Here is a 15,900-nt window from a genome sequence, read left to right as displayed (position 1 = left end):
CCGGTCCGCAGCGGCGCGTTCGGGGATACACTGCCGCCATGCACGCTGGGTCCCGGACGCCGGGTGGCGCGGCCAGGGTCTGTCCGCTGTTCGTCGGGCGTGAGGACGCGATGGCACTTGCGCTGCGCCGCCGCGACGAAGCTGCAGGCGGGCACGGCGGGCTGCTGTTGTTCGGTGGAGAGGCCGGGATCGGCAAGTCGCGGCTGCTCGACGAGGTGGCCGAAGCTGCTGGGGGCAGGATCGTGCACGCCGAGGTGTTCGCCGACGACAGGGACACTCCTGGGCTGCTTCTGCTGGGGATCGCGACCGGTCTTCGCCGGGCCGGCGACACCGGGTCGGCCGACCGGGTGCGCGAACTCGTTCTTGCCGCGGGAGTCGGCGACGGCTCGGCCGGGCACCGCCGTCTCCTGGTCGCCGAACTCGCGGATGCTCTCTCCGGGGCGCTCGGGACACCGTTGCTGCTGCGGCTGGAAGACCTGCACTGGGCCGACCAGCTCAGCCTCGACGTCCTGCACAGGATCGCGCCGGCGCTGCGCGAGCTGCCGTCGATGATCGTCGGCACGTATCGCTCGGAGGAGCCGGTCGCGCACCGCGGGTTCACTACCTGGCGACTCGAGCTGCTCGCGCACCGGCAGGCGGAGGAGGTGCTGCTCTCCCGGCTGGACATCGACGGAACCCGCCGGATGCTCGCCTCGATCACCGGCGCCGAACCGTCGGCCGACGAGGCGGAGCGGCTGCACGAGGCAGCGGACGGCATTCCGTTGCACATCGAGGAGCTGGTCGCGGTCGGTGTGGGAACCGTGCCGGAGACGGTCGGTGACGCGGTGCTCTCCCGCATCGACACGCTCAGCGAGGCGGCACGGGACGCGGTCGCGGCGGCGGCTGTGCTCGGCCGGAAGTTCGACCGCGCGGCGCTGCTGACGGTCCTCGGCGACGAGCGCGACATCTCCGTGCCGCTGGAGACTGCCATCGACGAACTCCTGACACACCACTTCATCGTCACCACGGCCGACCAGAACCCTGCCGGGCCGAACGCAGCGGGCGCCCCCACGTTCGATTTCCGGCACGCCCTGATCCGCGACGCCGTCTACGGCTCCCTGCACGCCTCCCGTCGCCGGTCGCTGCACGCACGTGTGGTCGCCGGAATGCCCGGTCTGTCGGACGCAGTGCTGTCCGTCCACTGCGAGCGCGCCGGCCTCGCCGACGAAGCGTACCTTCGTGCCCGACGGGCGGCCGACCGCGCCTCCGCCCTCTCCGCACACCGGGAGGCCGTCGGCCTCTACCGTCGCGCCGAGCGCACGGTGCCGTCCGGCACGCCCACCCTCGATCGCGCCGAGCTGCACAGGCGGCTGGGCGCCGAGCTCGCGGCCGCCGACGCGAACGAGGACGCCGAGCGGGAGTACCGGAGGGCGATCGAGCTCCTCCAGGACGCGGGGAATCCGCTCGCGGCCGCCGCTCTTGTCGCGCCGCTGGTCGCCGCCCGCCACCTGCTCGGAGTCGGATACGACGACAGGGCAGCCGCGTTGACCGATGCACTCCACCAGGTGGATGCGTCAGCCGCGCCGCCCGCAGAGGTCGACCGGGTGCGCGGCCGGCTCCTGGCCGCCCTCGCCGCCGCGGCCATGCTGGACCGCCGCCTCGACGCCTCCCTCCGGTTCGCCACCGAAGCGCGCGCCCTGCTCGCGGACGACGTCGAGGAGCGCATCGCCGTCGATGTGACCCGCGGCTCGGTGATGGTGTTCGCCGGCGACGGGGAACCAGGCTGGGAGCTGCTGGAGTCCGCAGCGGAGGAGGCGGCGGCCGGCGGATGGGAGGCGGCAGCGGCGCGCGCATACCGGATGCTCGGCTCGTCGGCTTCCGTGCTGCTCCAGTACCATCGTGGCCGCGACTGGCTCCGGGACGGCATCGCGTACGCGACCAGGATCGAACGCTGGAACGACGTGCACTATCTCGAAGCGCATCTCGCCCATGTCGAGTGGGCGACCGGCAAGTTGGCAGCGGCGCACGACCGCGCCACCCGTGCGCGCGCGGACGGACGGGGCGGCATCACGACCGAGGTGACCGCGCTGCACGTGCTCGGTTACGTCGCCCTGGCCCGCGACGAGCCGGCTCAGGCCCGCGAACTCCTGTCGGCGGCTGCCGCGATCGGCGAGCGGATGCGCGAACTTCAACGCCTCTCCCCGCCCTCTGGGGCCTCGCCGAGATCGCGGTGCGGACAGGGGACTCCGAGTCGGCCGTGGCGCTCTGCGGCCGGGCGCTGGACGAGTCGCGCCGCATCGGGGACGCCGCCTACCTGTTCCCGTTCGTCGTCACAGGGATGCGCGCGCACCTCGCCGCCGGCGACGTGACCTCCGCGCGGCGGTGGCTCGACGAGACACGTGCACTGGTGAACGCTAGACGCATCCCCGGCACGGAGCACGCCGTCGCGCACGCCGAGGGTCTGCTCGCCATCGCCAAACGGCACCCGACCGTCGCCAAGGAGCGTCTGAACGAGGCGACCGCTGGATGGTCGGGGCTCGGTCGCTGGTGGGAGGGAACGTCCGCGCTGCTCGACACCGCCGAGTGCGCGCGACGCACCCGCACCCCCACCGAAGCCGCTGCACTCGGAGCGCGGGCAAAGGAGCTGGCCGTGGCATCGGGAGGTACCGCGCTCGTCGCGGACGCCGACGAGCTCTCCGCGCGCCTCGCGGCCGGTGTCGAACCGACCGTGCTGAGCGCACGCGAACACGAGGTCGCCCGCCTCGTCGCGACGGGGGCGACGAACCGCGCGATCGGCGAAACGCTCCACATCGCGCCGAAGACCGTCGCGACCCACATCGAGCACATCCTGCTCAAACTCGGGGCCTCCCGCCGTGCGGAGATCGCCGCCTGGGTCGTCGGCGACGCCCACGGACGGGTGCACCCGTGACCGCCGTAGCGGGCGTTCCGCACGCGGCGCGCCGACGGGTCCTGTCGTGGTTCGCCAAGCACGATCCCGGCTACGCCGCGTTGCGCCGCGCCACCCGCACCGCGATCGTCATGCCTCTCCTGTTCGCGTTCGGAAGCGTGGTGGTCCGCGACGCACAGGTGGCGACGTTCGCGGCGTTCGGGTCGTTCGCCATGCTGATGCTGGTCGACTTCGCCGGCCCGATACGGGAACGGCTTCAGGCCCAGCTCTGGCTGGCGGTCACCGGCGCCGTGCTCGTCTGTCTCGGAACGCTGACCTCGTCGCCGGTCTGGCTGGCCGTCGCCGCGATGGCGGCGGTCGCCTTCGCCGTGCTGTTCGCCGGGACGGTGAGCTCGGTGCTGGCATCGGCGAGCACATCCCTGCTGTTGGCGTTCATCCTGCCGGTGACGCTGCCTGGCACGGTCGAGTCCATCCTGCCGCGCCTGCTCGGCTGGGGGCTCGCCGCTGTGGTGGGTTTCGCGGCGATCGCGGTGCTGTGGCCGGCTCCGGTGCGCGAACCGCTGCGAGCGCCTGCCGCCTCAGCCGCCCGCGCTCTCGCCGCCCGGCTCCGCGCCGACGTCGCCTACCTCCACGGCAACGGCGACCCGGAACTGAAGAAAGAGAGGAACACGGCCGTCTCCGGCGCGGACACCGCCGTCGCCGCACTGCACACCGTCTTCCTCTCTTCCCCGTACCGCCCGACTGGGCTCAGCACCTCCGCACGCACCATCGTCCGGCTGGTCGACGAGCTCACCTGGCTGAACGTGCAGATCTCCCAGTCCGTGCTCACGCCTCCGCTCGGCTCGACCCCGCCGTCGCCGGTGCGGGAGGCAGCCCTGCAGGCCAAGCTCGCCGCAGCCGCCGCACTGGATGCGGGTGCCGACCTCCTCGCACAGACCGGCGGCGATCCCGAACCCCTGGAGGCGGCACTCCGCCGTCTGTCGGAGGCTCGGACGTCCGTCTACTCGGCGGCGATGGCTGTTCCCGCCTTCCCAGGGAGTGGCGACTCGGCCGAAACGTCCGCGCAGTCCGGCGCGGCGCCGGGAGCCGCCGGCGGCCTCGTCTCCGCGCTCGACCCCGGCTTCCGCGCGCAGGAGCTCAGTCACGCCGTCGAGCAGGCGGCGCGCAACATCGCCCTCACGGCCAGGGCGGAGCGCCGCACCTGGTGGCAGCGGCTTCTCGGCAGGCAGCCAGGGGATGTGCCGAGCCCGCTCGCGGCAGCCGAGGAGAGGGCGACCGGCTACTTCACCTGGCATTCCGTGTGGCTGAGGAACAGCATCAGGGGCGCCGCCGCCCTCGGGATCGCGGTGCTGCTGGCGGACATTACTGGTGTCCAGCACTCGTTCTGGGTCGTGCTCGGCACGCTCTCCGTCCTGCGCTCGAACGCGCTGAGCACCGGTCAGACCGCTCTGCGCGGGGTGCTCGGTACGTCGCTCGGCGTGATCGTCGGAGCGGTGCTGCTGCTCGCGATCGGCACCAACACGGTGGCGTTGTGGGTGCTCCTGCCGTTCGCGATCCTGCTGGCGGGCATCGCCCCGGCCGCGATCGGCTTCGCGGCAGGGCAGGCGGCCTTCACGATCACGCTCGTGCTGCTCTTCAACATCATCGCGCCGACCGGGTGGACGGTCGGGCTGCTCCGCATCGAGGACATCGCGCTCGGCTGCGGGGTCAGCCTCGTGGTCGGCCTGCTGTTCTGGCCGCGGGGAGCGTCCGCCGCGCTGCGCCAGGCGCTGGCCGAAGCATACGGTGACGGGCTCCGCTACCTCGAAGCGGCCGTTGCATACGGGTTGGCGCGCTGTGACACCGCCGCCGGCGACACCCACCGTCCGGCCGCGCACGCCACGCGCGCAGCCGCATCCTCGCGCAGGCTCGACGACACGTTCCGCACCTACCTGGCCGAACGCGGAAGCAAGAGCCGCCCCCTCTCGCAGGTGACGGCCCTAGTCACCGGGGTGGCAGGCGTGCGCCTGGCCGGCGACTCGATCGTCGACATCTGGAGGGAGCAGCACCAGGTGCTCGGCGACCTCGACGGAGCCAAAGACACCCTGGCGCTGCAGGCAGCCCGGCTGAACCGCTGGTACGGCGACCTCGGCCGCGACCTCCTCAGCCGAGCAGCGCCCCCCGCGCCGCTCCCGCCCGACCCGGAACTGGATGCGCGCCTCGCCGCCGCCGTCTCCCGCGACGAGAACGACGCATCCATCGGGGCGCCGACCGTCGTCCGCATCATCTGGACCGCCGACTACCTGGATGTGGTGCGCCGGCTGCAGGCGCTCATCGTGGTCCAGGATGACGCGAGCGCAGCCGCGCAGCTCATGACCGACCATCCGGCCTAGTACGACGCGTCGTTCTCGCTCGTGAACCCTTCCAGTTCTTCAAATTGACGCGCCAACCCAGACAACTTCTTAGTTGACGTTCTGCGTTGCTAACAACAAGTATTAAATTTCTCATTGTTTTATCAGTATGCTCGGACCTATGCACCACATTGAGTCCTTGCCCACAGCGATGGGCGTGCCTGGAATTCACGCCCCTCGGCGGATGGTCGTCGCCACCCCATCGGGACAGGCCGCGCGCAGTCGGTGGGACGGACGATGACGACCACACCGCCGTCTCAGGGGCCTTCGCGGGCGAGGACGATGGCGCTCTGGCTGGCCATCGGAACTCTCGTCGCCGCCGCGTTGCTCGGTGGGTACTTCATCATCGTCGGTGATCAGGCCGCAGCCGCCGGGCGCGCCTGGCTGACGCTGATTCTCATGGCCGCGTTCGCGGGCGCTGTCGTGCTCGATGCGACATACTCCGACGGACCGAACCGGTGGTACCTCCCCGCGTCGGTCATCGCGAACGTTCTAATCGTCTTGGTCGGGCTCTTCAAGATCTGGAACGGCTGGCTTCAGCCGGCGAACACCGCAGATGCTGTCGTGTGGTCCGAACAGTGGCTCCGACTCATCGGCGTCATCCTTCTCGTGCGCTCGGTTCTGCTGGCCACGCAGCTTTACGGTCTTCACTTCGTCACCAGGGCGCGCTCCCCCATCACCAGGGTCTCGGCGAGCGTCTCTCTCGTCTTCGGCTGGCTGTGCGCACTCTTCCTCGCCATTCCGGCGTCCTTTCCGCAGCCGCAGTGGCCGGACTGGTGGTGGCGGTCCTCCGGGGCCATGGCGCTGGTCGCCGTGGTTCTCGCTGTCATCCCACTCATCGTCCGAGCGTTCGAGCCGCGAAAGCCACGCGTGCCGCTGGTGCCCTCTGGATATGCGCCGCCGCACCCTGAACAGCAATTCCCTCAGCCCGGTCAACCGCCTTTCCCCTACGTGTCGAAGTACGCACAGCCTCCCGCACCACCGACGGACCTTCTCCCGCCGAACTGACCGACAGACCCGCGCCGCCTCAGCTCCCTGGCGCGGCCATCCATCTCCGCGACGGCGTTCAGGAGAAGTCTGACGGCGGTTCCGGTTTCTTGTAGTGCCCACGTCCATGCGCCTTATCCCGCACGGCGATGACCAGTGTGATCCCTCCGAGCAGGAGCCAGAGCGCCCCGAACACCCACCGCCACCCGTCGCTCGGGCCGTCGTTGAGCGCGAGCAGGATCCACCCCAGCCCGACGCCGAGATAGGCGACGCCGACCCAGATGCGTGGGGCGCCGACGAATCGGCGACCGAGGGTCGGCGTGGTTCGATTGGCACCCATCCCCGGACGATACCCCCAAGGTCATTTCCCCGGCCGCCGCCTCGTCGGGTGGCGCGCACAACAGAGAAGGCCCCCGGTCACCCGGGGGCCTTCTCTTCGTTCGCTCGGGCTGAGACCTCCGGACATTCCTGTCTGGAGCTGCAACCAACCCGTTCGTGCGCGAGGGGGGACTTGAACCCCCACGCCCTTTCGAGCACTGGCACCTGAAGCCAGCGCGTCTGCCAATTCCGCCACTCGCGCGAACTAGGAGAGACTAACACGACCTGTGCACCCAATTCGAATCAGCGACCCTTCGGTGCCTTCCCACCCGTTCCGACTAACATGCTCATAGTCGGCGAGCCGGGAGCGGGAGACCTGTGGGCATACTGGACAACTTCGAGAGAGGTCTCGAACGTGCTGTCAATGGCGCATTCGCGAAGACCTTTCGGTCGGGGCTGCAACCGGTCGAGCTCACAAGCGCCTTGAGGCGGGAGCTGGACACCAAGGCGGCCGTGGTCACACGGGACCGCATCCTGGCGCCCAACCGGTTCGCTTTGCGCATGTCGCCTGCCGACTACAAGCGGATGCGCGGAATGGGCGCGGCGCTCACCGACGAGCTCGTCTCGTTCGTGCAGAAGCATGCCACCGCCCAGCACTATCAGTTCGCCGGCGGCATCTCCATCGACCTCGTCGAGGACTCCTCGATCACCGAGGGGATGCTGCAGGTGGAGTCGGAGAACGTCAAGGGCGCCGTCGCGTGGACGCCCGTGCTAGACATCGGCGGCAAGCGGTATCCGATCACTCATTCCACCACGGTGATCGGCCGGGGCAGCGACGCCGACATCACGGTCGATGACACCGGGATCTCGCGCAAGCACGTGCAGATCATCTGGGACGGCCAGCGCGCACAAGTGCAGGATCTCGGCTCCACGAACGGCTCGCAGCTCAACGGTCAGCCGGTGCGGAAGGCGATTCTGGAGCCGGAATCCGTCATCACCATCGGTCGCACCCGTATTGTGTTCCGAGTGCTGCCGCAAGCGGCGCCAGCCCCGTCCGCCGGTCAGGGTTACGCAGACGATGTCACGCGCCGCAACGACATCGGCAATTTCTGGAGCGAATCGTGAACCCCAGTGAGCTGACGCTCCTCGTGCTCCGTTTCGGGTTCCTCCTTCTTCTGTGGCTGTTCGTGTTCGGCATCGTCTACGCGCTGCGCACCGACCTGTTCGGACAGCGGGTCCGCAAACTTCCAGAACCTCAGGCCGCTGCCTCCCCGTTCGTCGCCGCTCCGGGCGCCCCGGCCCCCGCGGCAGGCAAGCCGCCGATGCAGACCGCACCGGTCTCCAACCTCCCGTCGGGCGCGAACACCGCCACCGGACGCCCGAAGGCCACGACGCAGTCCGCCGCGCGCCTCGTCATCACCTCCGGTCCCCGCCAGGGCACCGAGCTCCCCCTTCGGCCGCGATCCGATCACGATCGGCCGGTCCAGCGAATCCGGCTTGGTGATCCGCGACGACTACACCTCCACCCACCACGCGCGCCTGCTGCTGTGGAACGACGAGTGGATGATCCAAGACCTCGACTCGACCAACGGCACCTTCCTCGACGGTCGGCGTGTCACCGTCCCCACCCAGATCCCGCTCGACACCCCGATCAAGATCGGTACGACGACGTTCGAGCTGCGACGGTAGACGTGGCGCCGAACCGGGCAGCGGCCGTCTCACACGTCGGGAAGATCCGCGCCAACAACCAGGACTCCGGCTATGCCGGGCGCGACCTGTTCGTCGTCGCCGACGGGATGGGCGGCCACGCGGGCGGCGACGTCGCGTCCGCGATCGCCGTCAACCGCATCCGCGAGGCCGACCGCGAGTATGCGACGGCCGGCGAAGCGGAGTTCGCCCTGCAGTCCGCGCTGATCGCCGCCAACTCGCTGCTCGCAGAGACGGTGTTCGAGCATCCGGAGCTCACCGGCATGGGCACCACCGTGAGCGCCATCGTCCGGGTGGGTGACCAGATCGCTCTCGCCCACATCGGCGACTCGCGCATCTACCTGTTCCGCGACGGGGAGCTCAAGCAGGTCTCCATCGACCACACCTTCGTGCAGCGCCTCGTCGACAGCGGCCGCATCACCGAGGAGGAGGCGATGGTCCATCCTCGCCGCTCCGTGTTGATGCGCGTGCTCGGCGATGTGGACGCCTCGCCCGAGATCGACACGTGGACGCTCGACACGCAGCCGGGCGACCGCTGGCTGATCTGCTCGGACGGCCTGAGCGGCGTGGTCAAGTACGACGACATGCTCGCCGCGCTCTCCTCCCGGGATGCGCCGAGGCAGGTCGCTGAGAAGCTGGTGCGCCAGAGTCTCGACGCCGGTGCCCCGGACAACGTCACCGTGGTCATCCTCGACATCGCGGACACCGCCCGCGGCGAGACTATGAAAGATCCGGTGACGGTCGGATCGGCCGCCGCCCCGCTCTCGTTCGACACCGAGGCCAAACCGACCACGCGCACCACGCGCCTCCCGTCGCTACGTCTGCACCCCATGCGCCCGGCGACAGGCCCGACACACTTCGAGCCGCAGTCAGAGGACTACCTCGACGAGCTCATCGAGGAGGATCAGCGGCGCGTCCGCCGACGACGGATCACCTGGCTCGTCGGCGTCATCGTGCTCGTCCTGGCCATCGCCCTCGCAGCACTGTTCGGCTACCAGTGGACGCAGTCGAGGTATTTCGTGGGTGCCTCCCCGTCCGGCAACGTCGCCATCTTCCAGGGCGTGCAGCAGAACCTCGGGCCGATCTCCCTCTCGCACGTCTACGAGGAGTCCAGTGTGAGCGTCGACACCCTCCCCGAATACGACAAGCAACTCGTGGAGCAGACCATCAACGCCGACAGCCTGTCGTCGGCGCAAGCGATCGTGGATCAGTTGTCCGATGCCGTCAAACAGTAACGCTGCGACGCTCGACCAGACCGCGCCGGCCACCGGCAGGGTCAAACGACTGCGCCTCCCAGCCAAACTCCGCAACCTGGAACTGGCGCTGCTGATCGTCGCCTGCGCCATCAACGCCGCCGCGGTCGTGCTGGTGCAGCTCGGCGCGCTCGGTCATGTCGACCTCACACTGCTGTACCTCGGAGTCGGGCTGTCCGTCCTGGTGTTCGGGATGCACATCGCCCTCCGCTACGTCGCGCCGCAGGCCGACCCGTTCCTGCTGCCCATCGCGACCGTGCTCAACGGCATCGGGATCGCCGAGATCTACCGCATCGACATCCACTTCCAGGACACGGGCTGGGACAGCGCCGGAGTCCGCCAGATCGTGTGGAGCGCCATCGCGATCATCTGCGCCCTGGCAGTGATCATCGTCATCCGCAACCACCGCGTCCTGCAGCGGTACACCTACATCTTCGGGTTCGCTGCGCTGCTGCTTCTCCTCCTGCCGATGCTGCCCGGCATCGGCAAGGAGATCTACGGCGCCCGCGTCTGGATCGGCATCGGACCGTTCAGCTTCCAGCCCGGCGAGATCGCGAAGCTGTGCCTGGCGATCTTCTTCGCCGGCTACCTGGTGCAGCACCGCGACTCCCTGTCGATGGTCGGCAAGAAGTTCCTCGGGATGCGGTTCCCGCGCGCCCGAGATCTCGGCCCCATCCTGATCGTCTGGCTGATGTCGATGGCCGTCATCGTGTTCCAGCGCGACCTCGGCACCGGTCTCCTGATCTTCGGCCTGTTCCTCGTCATGCTCTATGTCGCGACCGCGCGCATCAGCTGGGTCATCCTCGGTCTGCTGCTGATCGTCGGCGGAGCCGTGGTCGCCAGCCAGGTGCTCGTCTACGTGCACGACCGTTTCGAGAACTGGCTCAACCCGTTCACGCAAAAGGTCTACGACGCGGACGGCGGCAGTTTCCAGCTCGTCCAGGGCCTGTTCGGCCTTGCGCACGGCGGACTGATCGGCACCGGTCTCGGCCAGGGCCAGCCGTGGGTCACGCCCGTTTCGCAGAGCGACTACATCATCGCCAGCATCGGTGAGGAACTCGGTCTGGCCGGGCTGTTCGCCATCTTCGCGCTCTACCTGCTGTTCGTCGCGCGCGGCCTGCGGATCGGCTTCGCCGGGCAGGACGATTTCGGCAAGCTGCTCGCGGTCGGCCTCTCGTTCACGGTCGCCCTGCAGTGCTTCATCGTGATCGGCGGTGTCACCAGGGTCATCCCTCTGACCGGACTGACCACGCCGTTCCTCGCCGCGGGCGGTTCGTCGCTCGTGGCCAACTGGATCATCGTCGCACTGCTGCTGCGATTGTCGGACACCGTCCGCAACCAACCCCGTCTGGTGGTGAGCTGAGTGAATCGCGAGATCAAGAGGATCAGCACGATCGTGCTGCTGATGTTCGTTGCGCTCCTGGTGTCGACCTCGATCCTCACCGTGTTCCAGGCGGATGCGCTGACCGCGGATGCCCGCAACAGCCGGGCCAGGAACGACAGCTACTCGCAGCAGCGGGGTGCGATCCTCGTCGCGGGTCAACCTGTCGCGCAGTCGGTGCCGTCGACGGACGTCTACAAGTTCCAGCGCGTCTACAGCAACGGGCCGCTCTACTCCTCCGTCACCGGCTTCTTCCCGGTGAACGGCGAGCCGACCGGTCTCGAAGGCGCGCTCGACGACAAGCTCAGCGGATCGTCGAACTCGCAGTTCTTCGACCGCGTCAACGCGATCCTCACCGGCAAGAACCCGCAGGGAGCCTCCGTCGAGACCACGATCGACCCGGTCGCGCAGCAGGCGGCCTACGACGCCCTGGGCAGCTACCAGGGCGCTGTCGTGCTGCTGGAGCCGAAGACCGGCCGCATCCTGGCGATGGTCTCCAAGCCGGACTTCGATCCGAACACGCTGGCCGGTCATGACGGCAAGACCGTCGACACCAACTACCAGGCCCTCCTGGATGCGGCCGGCAGCCCTCTGACGAATCGCACCATCGGCGGCAACCTCAACCCGCCCGGCTCCACCTTCAAGCCGGTGATGAGCTCGGCCGCGTTCGGCTCCGGCAAGTACACGAAGGACAGCCAGCTCCCCAACCTCTCGTCGCTGCCTCTCCCCGGGTCTCCCACGGTCGTCAAGAACGACAACTTCTCCACTTGCGGCCCCGGCGCCACCGTGTCGATCGCGACCGCGCAGATCCTGAGCTGCAACATCCCGTTCGCCGAGCTCGGGATGCAGATGGACCCGCAGACCATCCACGCACAGGCCGAGAAGTTCGGCTTCAACCAGTCGTTCAAGATCCCGATCCCGGTCGAGAAGAGCGTCTACCCGCTCTACACGGACGACGCGCAGCGCGCCCTCGGTTCGTTCGGCCAGTACAACGACAAGGCCACCCCACTGCAGATGGCGATGGTGTCTGCCGCGATCGCGAACGGCGGCAAGCTGATGACCCCGAACCTCGTCGACTCGATCCGTTCTGCGGATCTTCAGACCTTGGAGAGCTTTCAGCCCAAGGAGTTCAGCCAGGCTCTCACCCAGGGCAACGCCGACACGATCAAACAGATGATGGTCGACGGCGTCGATCACGGTGTGGCGAGCAATGCAAGAATAGACGGGGTTGAGGTCGGCGGTAAGACCGGAACGGCGCAGAACGGGGACAACGACCCCTACACGCTCTGGTTCACAGGTTTCGCTCCCGCGAATGATCCTCAGTTCGCTGTGGCGGTTGTTGTTGAAAATGGCGGTGGACAAGGTCAGAACGGCACGGGTAACTCCATCGCCGCTCCGATCGCGAAGAAAGTTCTAGAGGCGGTGCTGAATAAATGAGACCCACAGCAGGGCTCACCTTCGGAGGACGTTACGAGCTCCAGTCGCGGATCGCGATCGGCGGCATGGGCGAGGTCTGGCAAGCCACAGACCTCGTGATCGGACGTACCGTCGCCATCAAGATCCTCAAGGACGAATACCTCGGCGACCCCGGGTTCCTCGAGCGCTTCCGCGCTGAGGCCCGTCACGCCGCGCTCGTCAACCACGAGGGCATCGCCAACGTGTTCGACTACGGCGAGGAGGAGGGCAGCGCCTTCCTGGTGATGGAGCTCGTCCCCGGCGAGGCCCTGTCGACCATCCTCGAGCGCGAGCACGTCCTCAGCACTGACAAGACGCTCGACATCGTCGCCCAGACGGCCGCCGCACTGCACGCCGCCCACGCGGCCGGCCTGGTGCACCGCGACATCAAGCCGGGCAACCTGCTGATCACTCCGGACGGCCGCGTCAAGATCACCGACTTCGGTATCGCCCGCATCGCCGACCAGGTGCCGCTGACCGCCACCGGTCAGGTCATGGGCACCGTCCAGTACCTCTCGCCGGAACAGGCGTCCGGTCACCCGGCGTCGCCGACGACCGACATCTACTCGCTCGGCATCGTCGCGTACGAGTGCCTCGCAGGTCGGCGCCCGTTCACCGGCGAGTCGCAGGTCGCCATCGCGATGGCCCAGATCAACGAGGCTCCGCCCGAGCTTCCCGCCACGGTCGCCGAGCCGGTGCGCAACCTGGTCTTCGCGTGCATCGCCAAGAACCCGGCCGATCGCCCGGCATCCGCCGCGCACCTCGCGCGCGCGGCGCAGGCTCTCCGCCGCGGCGACGTGCAGGCTGCGGCGGCGTCCGTGCCCGCCGTCCTCGGCGGCGCGGCCCTTGGCGCTGCGACCACCATGCTGATGCCGTCGTCCGGTGCCGGAGCCACCGAGGCGACGACCATCCTGCCCTCCGCATCGTCGCAGACGACGCAGACCGAGGTGCAGGAGGGCGAGCCGTCGACCACGACCAAGAAGCGCAGCCCGTGGACCTGGCCGCTGATCGCGCTGATCGCGCTGCTGGCCCTCGTGCTCATCGGCACGATCATCGCCCTGGTGGCGCAGCCGAAACCGGCTCCGACCACCGCGCCACCGAGCACGACGAGCCAGCCGCCGAGCCCCAAGCCCTCGACGCCGAGCCCCACGCCGACCAGCAACACCGTGCAGATCTCCGAGGCCGACTTCGACGGTCTGACCGCCGACGCCGCCCGCGCCAAGCTGGATGGGCTCGGGATGGTCGCCGACGTGCAGACGGGCAATGCTGCCACCCAGCAGGCCCAGGTCAACACCGTTTACTCGGTGAACCCGACCGGCCCCGTGCAGAAGGGCGCGACGATCTCACTCAAGGTCTTCGGCCCGGTCGCGCCGATCCCGACGCCGACGGACACGGTCACGGCCAACCCTGGCTCGGTGGACAACTTCGACCCGAACAACATGCCCAAGGTCACGGTCACGTTCGGTTCGGCCACCTGCCCGGCAGGGCAGAATCTGATCGGCCGCGCGCTGTACGTCAACGGACAGCAGCAGACGCCGGTGAACGCCGCCACGACGACCTGGACGCCGAACGCGGTGGGAACGTACCAGCTGACGTACACGATCTTCTGCGGGGAGTCGATCGAGTCCGCACAGTCTCCTGCCGTTTCGTATGTGGTGAAGAGCGGCACGACAACCGGGGGGAACAACAATGGGGGAACGGGAACAGGAACAGGCGGCACCAACGGTTGATGGGGCCTCGCCGCGACGGGGATATACCCAGACTGAGACCGCTACGCTAGCCGGAGCCACCACCCGGAAGGAGTCCGAATTGAGCCCAGATAGCCGCCTGCTCGCAGGCCGATATCAGGTGGGCGAACTCATCGGACGAGGTGGCATGTCGGACGTGCACCGCGGTAAAGACACGCGTCTGGGCCGCACGGTCGCGATCAAGCTCCTCAAGCCGTCGCTGGCGACCGACCCGGCGTTCCGCACCCGTTTCCGTCAGGAAGCGCAGGCGGCCGCCCGCATGGCGCACCCGACGATCGTCCGCGTCTTCGACGCCGGCGAGGAGACCGTGCGGGAGCCGAGCGGCCACGAGGCGCAGCTGCCGTTCATCGTCATGGAGTACGTCGACGGCGTTCTTCTGAAAGATCTCATCAAGAGCGGTCCGCTCGAGGTCACCGAGGCTGTGCGCATCACCGAGGGCATCCTCACGGCGCTCGAATACTCCCACCGCGCAGGCGTCGTCCACCGCGACATCAAGCCGGGCAACGTGATGATCACCAAGTCCGGCCAGGTCAAGGTCATGGACTTCGGCATCGCCAGGGCGATCAGCGACTCCTCGGCTACGGTCGCGCAGACCACAGCCATCCTGGGCACCGCCAGCTACTTCTCGCCCGAGCAGGCCAAGGGCGAGTCCGTGGATGCGCGCACCGACCTGTACTCCACCGGCGTCGTGCTGTTCGAGATGCTCACCGGACGTCCCCCGTTCCGCGGAGACACACCGGTGGCCGTCGCGTACCAGCACGTCAGCGAAGCGCCGGTCAAGCCGAGCTCCATCAACCCCAAGATCTCTCCCGCGATGGACGTCGTCGTCGCGCGGGCACTCACCAAGGATCGCTTCGAGCGTTACCAGACGGTCACCGAGTTCCGCGACGACCTGCAGCTGGCCGCCTCGGGCAAGGTTCCCGTCCACAAAGAACCGGATGCGATCGGCGAAACCCTCTTCGGAGCCCCGCCGAGCGTCGTTTCCGGTCCGGAGGCCGCCTTCCGCCAGCTCGCGGAGGATCAGACAATGGTCCGCACGCAGCGACGCCCACCCGTCATCTGGATCTGGGCCGGCGTCGCGATCATGGCCATCGTCATCGTCGCCGTCCTCGCGTGGGTGCTCAGGCTCGCGCCGAGCACCACCCTTCCCGAGACGTCGCGCGAGGTGCCGAACCTGTCCGGCCAGACGCTCGACAAGGCCACGGCGCAACTGCAAGACATGAAGCTCAAGTGGACTCAGGCGTCCGAGGCGAGCTCCACCTACGCAGAGGGCCAGGTCGTCCGCACCGATCCGGGCGCCGGCATCGTCGTCGCGACCGGCGACACGATCACGGTCTACGTCTCCACGGGCAAGAAGATGGTCACCGTGCCCGATGTGCACAACATGACAGCGGATGCGGCCAAAGCCGCCCTTGCTGCGGCCGGTCTCTCTGTCGGTCCCGTGACGACGACCAACTCCCCGACGGTCCCCGCCAACGTCGTGATCACCACCGACCCGGCCCCGAATGCCAACGCTCACGAGGGCGACGCGATCTCCCTCACCGTCTCCAGCGGCAAGGTCACGGTCACCGACCTCACCGGCCAGTCGCTGCAGGCCGCCACGGGCATCCTCTCCGACCTGGGACTCGTCGTGAACCCCAAACCGGACGCCACCTGCCCACAGGACAAGGGCGCCCCGCTGGTGCACACGCAGTCACAGGTGGGCGACGTCCCACAGGGGTCGACGGTCGATCTGACCTACTGCTCCGGCTAGAACGCGGCAGCGGCGGTCAGC

General features: G+C 68.5%; 11 protein-coding genes, 1 tRNA gene and 1 pseudogene. 11 read left to right on the top strand and 2 right to left on the bottom strand.

Annotation, left to right across the window (positions count from 1 at the left end; translation table 11 throughout):
• The first annotated feature begins 38 nt into the window (after window positions 1-38).
• The 4 genes from AC37TH_RS04145 (at window position 39) to AC37TH_RS04130 (ending at window position 6,285) form a co-directional block, all read left to right on the top strand.
• Complete coding sequence (locus AC37TH_RS04145) at window positions 39-2,348, top strand: AAA family ATPase (RefSeq protein ID WP_490763078.1); 2,310 nt, start codon at window positions 39-41, stop codon at window positions 2,346-2,348.
• Window positions 2,318-2,908 (top strand): helix-turn-helix transcriptional regulator, encoded by a 591-nt coding sequence (locus AC37TH_RS04140; protein ID WP_490763077.1) that lies wholly within the window; start codon window positions 2,318-2,320, stop codon window positions 2,906-2,908. Before AC37TH_RS04145 ends, AC37TH_RS04140 begins: the two co-directional genes overlap by 31 nt.
• Window positions 2,905-5,259 carry an FUSC family protein gene (locus AC37TH_RS04135; protein WP_490763076.1) on the top strand — a complete coding sequence of 785 codons (2,355 nt, stop codon included), beginning with the start codon at window positions 2,905-2,907 and terminating at the stop codon, window positions 5,257-5,259. The genes AC37TH_RS04140 and AC37TH_RS04135 overlap by 4 nt, the downstream gene beginning before the upstream one ends.
• Before the next feature lie 255 nt (window positions 5,260-5,514).
• Window positions 5,515-6,285: a hypothetical protein gene (locus tag AC37TH_RS04130; protein ID WP_490763075.1), complete on the top strand. Its 771-nt coding sequence runs from the start codon at window positions 5,515-5,517 to the stop codon at window positions 6,283-6,285.
• A 58-nt stretch (window positions 6,286-6,343) separates the two neighbouring features.
• Here AC37TH_RS04130 and AC37TH_RS04125 read toward each other — a convergent pair whose 3' ends face one another.
• Together AC37TH_RS04125 and AC37TH_RS04120 are read right to left on the bottom strand one after the other, a co-directional pair.
• Window positions 6,344-6,604 (bottom strand): hypothetical protein, encoded by a 261-nt coding sequence (locus tag AC37TH_RS04125; protein WP_490763074.1) that lies wholly within the window; start codon window positions 6,602-6,604, stop codon window positions 6,344-6,346.
• Window positions 6,605-6,760: 156 nt separating this feature from the next.
• A tRNA-Leu gene (locus AC37TH_RS04120) sits at window positions 6,761-6,844 on the bottom strand.
• 116 nt (window positions 6,845-6,960) lie between these two features.
• Here AC37TH_RS04120 and AC37TH_RS04115 point away from each other — a divergent pair.
• The 7 genes and pseudogenes from AC37TH_RS04115 to pknB all read left to right on the top strand — a co-directional run bounded on the left by AC37TH_RS04115 (window position 6,961) and on the right by pknB (window position 15,879).
• Entirely contained in the window at window positions 6,961-7,707 is a 747-nt protein-coding gene (locus tag AC37TH_RS04115; RefSeq protein WP_490763073.1) for an FHA domain-containing protein, read from the top strand.
• Window positions 7,704-8,271: pseudogene (locus AC37TH_RS04110) on the top strand (FHA domain-containing protein FhaB/FipA). The gene AC37TH_RS04115 and the pseudogene AC37TH_RS04110 overlap by 4 nt, the downstream one beginning before the upstream one ends.
• 2 nt (window positions 8,272-8,273) lie before the next feature.
• On the top strand, window positions 8,274-9,524 hold the full coding sequence (locus AC37TH_RS04105) for a PP2C family protein-serine/threonine phosphatase (protein ID WP_490763072.1): 1,251 nt from the start codon (window positions 8,274-8,276) through the stop codon (window positions 9,522-9,524).
• Window positions 9,508-10,905 (top strand): FtsW/RodA/SpoVE family cell cycle protein, encoded by a 1,398-nt coding sequence (locus AC37TH_RS04100; RefSeq protein WP_490763071.1) that lies wholly within the window; start codon window positions 9,508-9,510, stop codon window positions 10,903-10,905. The genes AC37TH_RS04105 and AC37TH_RS04100 overlap by 17 nt, the downstream gene beginning before the upstream one ends.
• Window positions 10,906-12,360 (top strand): peptidoglycan D,D-transpeptidase FtsI family protein, encoded by a 1,455-nt coding sequence (locus AC37TH_RS04095; protein ID WP_490763070.1) that lies wholly within the window; start codon window positions 10,906-10,908, stop codon window positions 12,358-12,360. It abuts the gene before it with no gap.
• Window positions 12,357-14,108: a serine/threonine protein kinase gene (locus AC37TH_RS04090; protein ID WP_490763069.1), complete on the top strand. Its 1,752-nt coding sequence runs from the start codon at window positions 12,357-12,359 to the stop codon at window positions 14,106-14,108. The genes AC37TH_RS04095 and AC37TH_RS04090 overlap by 4 nt, the downstream gene beginning before the upstream one ends.
• 79 nt (window positions 14,109-14,187) lie before the next feature.
• The gene (gene pknB, locus AC37TH_RS04085; RefSeq protein ID WP_490763068.1) at window positions 14,188-15,879 is read left to right on the top strand and encodes a Stk1 family PASTA domain-containing Ser/Thr kinase; all 1,692 of its coding nucleotides are present in this window, start codon (window positions 14,188-14,190) and stop codon (window positions 15,877-15,879) included.
• The last annotated feature ends 21 nt before the right edge of the window (window positions 15,880-15,900 follow it).

The sequence above is a fragment of the Leifsonia sp. McL0627 genome (assembly GCF_058244615.1).
Note: the sequence above shows the minus strand (reverse complement) of the source record. Positions and strands in the feature narration are given on the sequence as shown.